Origin of the sequence: Kocuria sp. NPDC057446, from assembly GCF_042802875.1 — a bacterium.
Taxonomy (GTDB): domain Bacteria; phylum Actinomycetota; class Actinomycetes; order Actinomycetales; family Micrococcaceae; genus Kocuria.
The window spans coordinates 1-9,476 of the sequence record NZ_JBHVDI010000151.1 but is presented as its reverse complement, the minus strand read 5'-3'; the positions used below and the strand labels follow the sequence as shown (position 1 = coordinate 9,476).

Annotated in this window: 9 protein-coding genes; 4 read left to right on the top strand and 5 right to left on the bottom strand. The window is 73.6% G+C overall.

Annotated elements, in window-relative coordinates; genetic code table 11:
• Window positions 1–40: 40 nt before the first annotated feature.
• From ACFU0Y_RS15015 to ACFU0Y_RS14995, 5 genes are all read right to left on the bottom strand, one after another.
• The gene (locus ACFU0Y_RS15015) at window positions 41–190 is read right to left on the bottom strand and encodes a methionine/alanine import family NSS transporter small subunit (RefSeq protein WP_380215330.1); all 150 of its coding nucleotides are present in this window, start codon (window positions 188–190) and stop codon (window positions 41–43) included.
• On the bottom strand, window positions 187–1,962 hold the full coding sequence (locus ACFU0Y_RS15010) for a sodium-dependent transporter (protein WP_380215329.1): 1,776 nt from the start codon (window positions 1,960–1,962) through the stop codon (window positions 187–189). Before ACFU0Y_RS15010 ends, ACFU0Y_RS15015 begins: the two co-directional genes overlap by 4 nt.
• Before the next feature lie 120 nt (window positions 1,963–2,082).
• Window positions 2,083–3,150, bottom strand: coding sequence for a polyprenyl synthetase family protein (locus ACFU0Y_RS15005; RefSeq protein ID WP_380215328.1), 1,068 nt, complete (start codon window positions 3,148–3,150; stop codon window positions 2,083–2,085).
• A gap of 11 nt (window positions 3,151–3,161) precedes the next feature.
• Window positions 3,162–4,457 carry a geranylgeranyl reductase family protein gene (locus ACFU0Y_RS15000; protein WP_380215327.1) on the bottom strand — a complete coding sequence of 432 codons (1,296 nt, stop codon included), beginning with the start codon at window positions 4,455–4,457 and terminating at the stop codon, window positions 3,162–3,164.
• Complete coding sequence (locus ACFU0Y_RS14995; RefSeq protein ID WP_380215326.1) at window positions 4,454–5,167, bottom strand: demethylmenaquinone methyltransferase; 714 nt, start codon at window positions 5,165–5,167, stop codon at window positions 4,454–4,456. Before ACFU0Y_RS14995 ends, ACFU0Y_RS15000 begins: the two co-directional genes overlap by 4 nt.
• A gap of 145 nt (window positions 5,168–5,312) precedes the next feature.
• On the opposite strand from ACFU0Y_RS14995, the gene ACFU0Y_RS14990 reads away from it, so the two are divergent.
• The 4 genes from ACFU0Y_RS14990 to ACFU0Y_RS14975 all read left to right on the top strand — a co-directional run bounded on the left by ACFU0Y_RS14990 (window position 5,313) and on the right by ACFU0Y_RS14975 (window position 9,444).
• Window positions 5,313–6,776 carry an isochorismate synthase MenF gene (locus ACFU0Y_RS14990; RefSeq protein WP_380215325.1) on the top strand — a complete coding sequence of 488 codons (1,464 nt, stop codon included), beginning with the start codon at window positions 5,313–5,315 and terminating at the stop codon, window positions 6,774–6,776.
• Between the two features lie 122 nt (window positions 6,777–6,898).
• The gene (locus tag ACFU0Y_RS14985) at window positions 6,899–7,741 is read left to right on the top strand and encodes an ABC transporter substrate-binding protein (RefSeq protein ID WP_380215324.1); all 843 of its coding nucleotides are present in this window, start codon (window positions 6,899–6,901) and stop codon (window positions 7,739–7,741) included.
• Between the two features lie 76 nt (window positions 7,742–7,817).
• Window positions 7,818–8,612 carry an amino acid ABC transporter permease gene (locus ACFU0Y_RS14980; RefSeq protein WP_380215323.1) on the top strand — a complete coding sequence of 265 codons (795 nt, stop codon included), beginning with the start codon at window positions 7,818–7,820 and terminating at the stop codon, window positions 8,610–8,612.
• A 10-nt stretch (window positions 8,613–8,622) separates the two neighbouring features.
• A complete protein-coding gene (locus ACFU0Y_RS14975) occupies window positions 8,623–9,444 on the top strand; it encodes an amino acid ABC transporter ATP-binding protein (protein WP_380215322.1) in 822 nt (273 codons plus the stop codon).
• Window positions 9,445–9,476 lie beyond the last annotated feature (32 nt).

The window sequence follows — 9,476 nt, the reverse complement described above, 5'->3', positions numbered from 1 at the left end:
GCCGGGAGCCCTTCCGCTGTCCCCGGGGTCCGGAGCGAGGTCAGGTGGTGCGGACGTAGTCGTCGCTGCCGAACCCCTGGTCGTTCTCGTCGATCTCCGGGGTGCGCCGCAGATGCAGGACGGCGGCGATGAAACCGCCCCACACCGTGCACACGGCGACGACGAGCATGATGATGGCGGGAGTGGTCATCGGGGGTCCTCCTGGGATCCGGTGGTGCTGGACGGGGCGCCGGCGCTCCAGGGCGCGGTGCCGGTCTGCTCGGCGGGAACCTCCGCCGGACGGTCGGTGGACCCGGCCGTGCCCTCGGCGAGGGAGCGGTAGGAGAAGTCCTGGTCCAGGGCCGGGGTGCGCAGGGCGGTGTCCGACCAGCGCGAGAGCGGCTGGCCGCCCTGCAGCCGGCGCCGGTCCACGGACGCGTCGACGATGGCCGGGGACGGGCTGAGGTCCGAGGCCGCCGACGCGGCCGGCCACGGGAGCCGGGAGAGCAGCACGGCGACGACGACGATCGCGAGCGCCGTACCCCAGCCGAACGTGTTGACGAACCACGCGGGCATCTCGCCGTAGCCCTCCGCGAGGGTGGTGGTGAGCGTGTTGATGAGGATGTAGCCGAGCATGATGGGGGTGATCCCGCCGACCACCACCATCCAGGTGCGGCCCAGCTTGAAGGAGGACACCGAGTTCAGGTGGTCCCGCAGCGTGGGCAGCGCGGAGAAGCCGGCCGTGAGCAGCATGATCGACACCAGCGCGGCGGCGACGATGCCGAACTGGTTCACGAAGTTGTCCGTGACGTCCAGCAGGTTCAGCCCCGTGGTGGTGGTGAACAGGGCCAGGGAGATCAGCGCCATGGGCACCACGACGGCCAGCACGGCGGTGCGCCGGCGCAGCCCCAGCTTGTCCTGGGCGGCCGCCACGACCACCTCGACGATCGACACGAGCGAGGTGAAGCCGGCGAAGGTGAGGGTCGCGAAGAAGAGCACGCCGAGGAGCGTGCCGAGCGGGGCCTGGGAGATGATCGTGGGGAACGCGATGAACGCCAGGCCGATGCCCGAGGTGGCGACCTCGTCCACGCCCACGCCGGCGACCCCGGCCATGAAGCCCAGCGCCGCGAAGACGCCGATGCCGGCGAGGATCTCGAAGCTGGAGTTGCCGAAGCCGACCACGAGTCCCGAGCCGGTGAGGTTCGTCTTCGGCTTGAGGTAGGACGAGTAGGTGATCATGATGCCGAAGCCCACCGAGAGCGAGAAGAAGATCTGGCCGTAGGCGGCGACCCACACGGCGCTGTCGGTGAGCGCCGCCCAGTTCGGCGTGAAGAAGGCGTTGAGGCCGTCGGTGGCGCCCGGCAGCGTGAGGGCGATGACCACGATGGTGAGGAACATCAGGACCAGCAGCGGGATCAGCACGAGGTTGACCCGGCCGATGCCCTTCTGCACGCCCAGCAGGAGCACCACGAGCAGCGCGATCCAGGCGACCGCGGTGACGGCCAGCACGTTCGGGACGAAGTCGAGGCCCACACCGACCTGCTCGGAGGTCTGCAGGACGTCCGAGAGGAAGAACGTGGCGGGGTCGTCCCCCCAGGCCTTGCCGAACGAGAAGTAGGTGTAGAGCATCGCCCAGCCGAGGATGACGGCGTAGTAGACGGCGATCACGAAGCTGATGCCCATCTGCCACCAGCCGATCCACTCGGTCTTGGGGTGCAGGCGGCGGTAGGCCAGCGGCGCCGAGGCGCGGAAGCGGTGGCCGATGCCGTACTCGAGCATCAGCAGCGGCAGACCGGCGGTGAGCAGCGCGACGAGGTACGGGATGAGGAACGCGCCGCCGCCGTTCTCGTAGGCGATGTAGGGGAACCGCCAGATGTTGCCGAGGCCGACGGCGGAGCCGATCGCGGCCAGGATGAAGACGGTGCGGCTGGAGAACGCCTCGCGGGGCGCGGCGGCACGGCCGGGTGGGGACTGTGGGGTCATGGTCGTCCTCGGGTGCGGGAGATGGTCAGCGGTCGGCTACAGGCTAGCCCGTGGGACCCCGGGAACCACATCCGGCGCCGCACCCGGCACCACGGTCGAGGACGGCGTGTCGGGACCGGCTCAGGCCTCGCGGTGCACGACGGCGTGCGCGAAGGCCACGAGCGCCCGTTTGGCCACCGTGTCCGGCAGCGGCTCGAGCGACGCGATGGCCTCGTCGGCCCACTGCCGGGCGATCCGCCACGCCTCCTCGGTGGCCCGGTGCCCGGAGACCGCGGCCACGGCCCGGGCGAGCGCCTCGTCCGTGGTGAGGTCGGCGTCGAGGTGCTCGAGCGCACGGACCGCGTCTGCGTCGCCCTCCCCCGCCATGCGGCGCAGGATGAGCACGGGCAGGGTGGGCACCCCCTCGCGGAGGTCGGTGCCGGGCGACTTCCCGGAGACCTCGTCCTCGCCGGTCACGTCGATCACGTCGTCGGCGAGCTGGAAGGCGATGCCGACCTTCTCCCCGTACTCGACCATGACGTCCACGACGTCCTGGTCCGCCCCGGCCAGGACGGTGCCGAAGTGCCCGCACGCCGCGATGAGGGAGCCGGTCTTGCCGGAGAGGACGTCGAGGTAGTGCGCCAGCGGGTCCTGTCCGTCGCGCGGCCCGACCGTCTCGTGCAGCTGGCCGAGCACGAGCCGCTCGAAGGTGTCCGCCTGGATCTTGAGGGCCCGCTGGCCGAGCTCGGAGACCATCGACGAGGCGCGGGCGAAGATGAGGTCCCCGGTGAGGATGGCCACCGAGTTGCCCCAGACCGTCTGCGCGGTCGCGACGCCGCGGCGCAGCGGCGCGGAGTCCATGACGTCGTCGTGGTAGAGGGTCGCCAGGTGCGTGAGCTCCACGACGGCCGCGGACTCGAGCACGGCGTCGTTGACGCCGCCGCCGATCTCCCCGGCCAGGACGGTCAGCAGGGGCCGCACGCGCTTGCCGCCGGCCTGGAGCAGGTGGCGGGAGGTGACGTCGGCCAGGTGGTCGGCGCTGCGCACCGCCTCGTCCAGCCGCTCCTCGATCCGGGCGAGCGCCTCCAGCACCACCGGGCCCAGCCGGTCGTCGGACGCGATGAGGTCGAAGCCGGCGGGCAGCTTCACCTGATCGGTGCCGAGACCCGCGGCGGGGCCGTCGGCGCTCGAGGAGGAGGATTCAGTCACGGTCCACCACTCTAGCGAGTTTTCGGGGGGCGGGTGTTGCCGGTCGCGGGCGTCAGGGCGTCCAGGAGGGCGACCACGCGGTCCTCCCAGGTGGCGGCGGGGCGGTCGGAGAGCTCCGTCATCACCCGGACCACGAAGCGCATCAGCGCGGGCACGGCCATGCCGGTGCGCACGGCGGCCTGCATCACGGCGGGGCTGCCGATGAGCTGGGCCAGCACCCGGCCCTGCGTGAAGTGGGCGCCCCACTCCTGCCGGACCCGCTCGGGGTACCCGGCGAGCACCAGCTCCCGCTGGGCCGGGCCGTTGGCGGCGGCGGCCGCCACGACGTGCTCGGCGGCGTAGCGGGCGGACTCCATCGCGTTGGAGATGCCCTCCCCGTTGAACGGGGAGACGAGGCCCGCGGCGTCGCCCAGCAGGAGCATCCCCGGGACGTGGTGCGGGGTGCGGTTGAAGGCCATGGGCAGGGCCGCGCCGAGCACGCGGCCGCGGCGGTGCTCCTCGTCGAACGTCCACTCGGCCGGCATGGACGCGGTCCAGTCGGCGAGCACCTTCCGGTAGTCCAGGGCGCCGAACGCCGGGGAGGTGTCCAGGATCCCCAGACCCACGTTGGCGGTGCCGTCCCCGACCCCGAAGACCCAGCCGTAGCCCGGCAGCAGCGCCCGGTGCGGATCGTTGCCGTCGGTGAGCTCGAGCCAGCCCTCCATCCACTCCAGGTCCGCGCGGGGGGACTCGAAGTAGGCGCGCACCGCCACCCCCATCGGCCGGTCGTCGCGCTTGTGCAGCCCGGCCGAGACCGCGGTGCGGGAGGAGTTGCCGTCGGCGGCGAGCACGACGTCGGCGCGGTGCTCCTCGGTCTCGCCGGTGCGCCGCCCGTCGGCGTCGAGCACCGTGGCGCGGGCGCCGACCACCCGGCCGGAGCCGTCGCGCAGCACCCCCGTCACCGCGCGGCGCTCGAGCACCCGGGCCCCGGCGGCACGGGCGTGCCCGGCCAGCTGCTCGTCGAAGCCCAGCCGGGTGCGCACCAGTCCGTAGGACGGGAAGTCGCTCAGCTCGGGCCACGGGACCTCGACGCTGCGCTCCCGGGCCACGAGCCGCAGCCCGCGGTTGCGGGCGTAGCCGAGCTCCGGGCCGTGCGGGAGGTCCATCAGCTGCATCTCGCGCACGGCGCGCGGGGTCAGCCCGTCGCCGCAGACCTTCTCCCGCGGGAAGGCGGTCTTCTCCAGGACGGTGGCCTCGATCCCGTGCGCCGCGAGCCAGTACCCGGCCGTGGCGCCGGCGGGCCCGCCGCCGAGGACGAGGGCCCTCATCGGGCGGAGGCCCCCGCGGCGGGCCGGAACGCCCGGTGCACGGCCACGATGCCGCCCGTGAGGTTGCGGTACTGCACGCCGGTCCAGCCGGCCGCGAGGATCTCGGCGGCGAGGTCCTCCTGGTCCGGCCAGGCCGCGATGGACTCGGCGAGATAGCGGTAGGCCTCCGGGTTGGACGCCGCGCGCGCGGCGATCCCGGGCAGGGCCTTCATGAGGTACTCCGTGTACACGGTGCGCAGCGGGGCCGCGGTGGGCGTCGAGAACTCGCAGATCACCAGCCGCCCGCCCGGGCGGGCGACCCGCAGCATCTCGGCGAGCGCGCGGCGGTAGTCCTGGATGTTGCGCAGCCCGAAGGAGATGGTCACGGCGTCGAAGGACGCGTCCGCGAACGGCAGCCGGGTGGCGTCGGCCTGGACGAACTCGATGTCGGGGCGGCGGGCGCGGCCCACCTCGAGCATCCCGAGCGAGAGGTCGGCGGCCACGACGTCGACACCGGCGTCCGCGTACGGCTCGGACGAGGTCCCGGTCCCGGCGGCGAGGTCGAGGACCTTCTCCCCCGGGACGGCGCCGACGGCCTCCGCGACGACCCGCCGCCAGCCGCGGGTCCGCCCCAGCGAGAGGATGTCGTTGACGAGGTCGTAGCGGGGCGCCACGTCGTCGAACATGGCGGAGACTTCGTGCGGCTGCTTGGACAGGTCTGCTCGGTTCACCCGGACATTGTCGCACCTCGCACCGACGCGCCCGCCCGGGCCGCTCCCCCGCCGGCCGCCCCGGCGGCCGCGCCCCGCCCGTCCCGGGCCCGGCAGCGGGCGCGGGGCCCGGGGCTGTCCGGCGGGCGGCTTAGACTGGGGGGCGATGTCCTCCACCGCCCCCGCCGCCGATGCCGCAGCCGTCCCGCCGGTGCCCGTGCTGCACGCCCTCACGGTGCCGCTGTCCGCGCTGGGCGCGGACCCCGCGGTCCTCCCGGACCTGCGGGATCTGCTGACCGGGCCCGACCTGCTCACCTGGACGGTGGACGGACGGGGCCTCGTGGCCTGGGGCCGGGCCGCCGAGCACACCGTGCGCGGCGCGGACCGGTTCACCGCGGCCCGGGTGTGGTGGGACGACCTGGCCGCCGCCGCCGTGGTCGAGGACCGGGTGGGCGTCCCGGGGACGGGACTGGCCGCCTTCGGCGCCTTCACGTTCGCGACCGCCTCCGCGGTGGACTCCGGGCTCGTCGTCCCCGAGCTGCTCGTGGGCCGCCGCGGCGACGCGGCCTGGGCGAGCCTCGTGGTGGCCGTCGCCCCCGGCACCCCGTTCGCGCTGGGCGCCGACGACGTCGCGGCCGCCTGGCTCCGGCGGCTCGGCTCCGCCCCCGGCCGCCCGCCCGCCGAGGACGGGCCCGTCGCCGCGCCGGCCGTGGTGCGGCTGTCCTCCGGCACCCTCGGCGAGCACGAGTGGACGGAGGCGGTGCGCGACGGCGTCGAGCGGATCCGCGCCGGCCGGATGGAGAAGCTGGTGCTGGCCCGGGACGTCGTGGCCCGCACGGACGCCCCGCTGGACGCCGTGGCCGTGGTCCGGGACCTCGCCCGGCGCTACGAGCAGTGCTGGACGTACTGCGTGGGCCTCGGCGGGGACCCCACGGGCCGGGGCCGGCTCATGGGAGCCACGCCCGAGATGCTGGTGCGGGTCCTCGACGGCGTCGCCCACGCCCGGGTGCTCGCGGGGACCCTCGACCGGGACGCCGGGCCCGCGGGCGGGGACCCGCACGAGTACGCCGCCCGGGTGCTCGGCGAGTCCGAGAAGCAGCAGCACGAGCACGGCTTCGCGATCGACTCCCTCGAGGCGTCGCTGGCGCCCTACACGGACGCCGTCACGACCTCCCCCGAGCCCTTCATCCTCGAGCTGCCCAACGTGTGGCACCTCGCCTCGGACGTCACCGCCGCGCTGCGGCCGGGCCCGGCCGGGGACCCGCCGTCCTCCCTCGAGCTCGCCGAGGCCCTGCACCCCACCGCCGCGGTGTGCGGGACGCCCACGGCCGTGGCCGCCGCCACGATCCCGGAGCTGGAGCAGATGGACCGGGGGCTGTACGCGGGCCCCGTCGGCTGGCTCGACGCGGCCGGCAACGGGGACTGGGGCATCGCCCTGCGCGGGGCGGTGCAGGAGGACGAGCGCACGGTGCGGCTCTACGCCGGGTGCGGCATCGTGGCCGCCTCCGACCCCGAGGCCGAGCTGGCCGAGACCTGGGCGAAGCTGCGGCCCATGCTCCAGGCCCTGGGGCAGCGGGCCACCGGGTCCCCGGAGCGCCTGGTGCCCGCCCCGGGGCTGTCCGCCGGCTGAGCCGGAGGCGGGAACGCACCGTATCCTGGTCCCCGAACACGGTCGGGGCCACCGCCCCGCGCCCGGCCCCGCGCCCGGCTCCGCCGTGCCGACGACCACTGCTCCCACCGGAGGAACCCCGCATGCCCCGTCCGACGCCCCGCCCGTCCCGCGTGCACGCCCTCGCGGCGCTGTCCGCGATCGCCGCCCTCGCCCTGACCGCCTGCACGTCCGAGAGCTCCTCCGAGGACGCCGCGGACGGCGGGGACACCGCGGGGGCCACCGCGTCCTCGGCCGTGGCCCTGGTGGAGCCCGGGTCCCTCACCGTGTGCTCGGAGTCCAACTACCCGCCGTTCGAGATGGAGGAGGACGGCGAGATGGTCGGCCTCGACATGGACCTCGGCCGGGAGATCGCCGCGGACCTCGGGGTGGAGATGAAGAACGTCACGCTCGCCTTCGAGTCGATCCAGTCCGGCGCGGCCCTCGAGACCGACCAGTGCGACGTCGCGATCTCCGCCCTGTCCATCACCGAGGAGCGGCGGACGGTCATGGACTTCTCCGAGCCCTACTACGACAACGAGCTGGGGCTCGTGACCGACGGCGAGGACGGGGTCGGCTCGATCGACGCCGCCCGCGAGGAGCAGGTGCGGGTGGGGGTCATGCAGGGCACGGTCGGCGAGACCCAGGCCGAGGAGCTCGGCCTGGACGCCGTCCAGTTCGAGGACGCCACCACGCTGTTCACCGCGCTCAGCACCGGCGGTGTGGACGCGGTGCTCGACGACGTCACCGCGATCGCCCAGCACGCCCAGGACGACCCGGACTTCGTGGTCCGGGAGACCGCGGACCTCGACGACCAGCTCGGCGTGGCCGTCGCGAAGGGCGACACGGCGATGCTCGCCGCGGTGAACGCCGCCCTGGACCGGATCGAGGAGGACGGCACGCTCGAGCGGATCGTCGAGACGTGGATCCCCGTCCAGGAGAACTGACCCGGGGGCGGCGCCCCGCACCCGGGACGCCGCCCCCGTCACCGTCCCACCCGTACCACCCAGAACGGACCATCCCATGGCCATGACCATGCACCAGAGAGCACGCCTCTCCCGCGGCATCCAGTACGCCGTCCTGATCCTCGTCGCCCTCGCGCTGATCGCGCTCGCGGACTGGCCGCTGCTGGTCGACAAGGTGTTCAATCCGTCCATCGCGGCCCAGCAGTTCCCCGGGATCATCGTCGTCGCGCTGAAGAACACCCTCATCTACACGCTCCTCGGCTTCGTGGTCGGGCTCACCGGCGGTGTGGTGCTGGCGCTCATGAAGCTCTCGTCGGTGGCGCCCTACCGGTGGCTGGCCACCCTCTACATCGAGTTCTTCCGCGGTGTGCCCGCCCTGCTGGTCTTCCTCGCCTTCGGCTACGGCATCCCGCTGGCCTTCGGCTTCCGCTTCAACCACTACGTGACCGTCATGATCGCCCTCGGCCTCGTCGCCGCCGCCTACATCGCGGAGTCGCTGCGGGCCGGTCTGCAGGCCGTCCCGAAGGGCCAGTACGAGGCGGCGCGCTCCCTGGGCATGTCGCACGCCCGGGCGATGGTCACGATCGTCATCCCGCAGGCGCTGCGGATCGTGCTGCCCCCGCTGACCAACGAGGTGATCCTGCTGACCAAGGACTCCTCGCTGGTGTACCTGCTGGGCATGGGCGTGGGCCAGTACGAGCTCACCAAGTACGGCCGCGAGGCCATCTCGGGGGCCGGGGCCGGGCTCACGCCCCTGGTGGTGGCGGGTGTCTGCTACCTCATCATCACGGTGCCGCTGGGCATCCTGACCCGCCGCTTCGAGTCCAAGACCGACCGCATGAAGAAGTCCTAGGAGCCTGACTGTGAGCACTGCATCCTCTCCCACCCCCCGGTCCGGGTCCGACGGCGCCGACGGCCTCGCGGGCGCGGCCTCCGTCGTCGTCGAGGGACTGCACAAGTCCTACGGCTCCCTCGAGGTCCTCAAGGGCATCTCCCTCAGCGTCGGCGCCGGCCAGGTGGTCTGCCTCATCGGCCCCTCCGGCTCCGGCAAGTCCACCCTGCTGCGCTGCGTGAACCTGCTCGAGACCCCCCAGCAGGGGCGGATCACGATCGGCGACTTCGAGGTCACCGATCCCGAGGCCGACGTCGACCGGATGCGCCGGCACGTGGGCATGGTCTTCCAGCAGTTCAACCTGTTCCCGCACCTGAACGTGCTCGAGAACTGCACCGTGGCCCAGCTCAAGGTGCTCAAGCGGGACAAGGCCGAGGCCGAGCGGATCGCCCGCGGCAACCTGGAGCGCGTGGGCCTGGCCGAGAAGGCCGACAACTACCCCGACCAGCTCTCCGGCGGGCAGCAGCAGCGCGTGGCGATCGCCCGGGCCCTGTCGATGGACCCGTCCCTGATGCTCTTCGACGAGCCGACCTCCGCCCTGGACCCCGAGACGGTGGGCGACGTCCTGGCGATCATGCGCACCCTCGCCGCCGAGGGGATGACGATGCTCGTGGTCACCCACGAGATGGAGTTCGCCCGCGACGTCGCCGACAAGGTCGTGTTCATGGACGGCGGGGTGGTCGTCGAGGAGGGCCCCGCCGCGGATCTGATCCGCAGCCCGCGCGAGCCCCGCACCCAGGCGTTCCTCTCCCGCGTGCTCAACCCCACCCAGGTGCAGGCCCCGGAGCAGTGAGCCGGTGCGGTCCGGGCCCGTCGTCCTCGGAC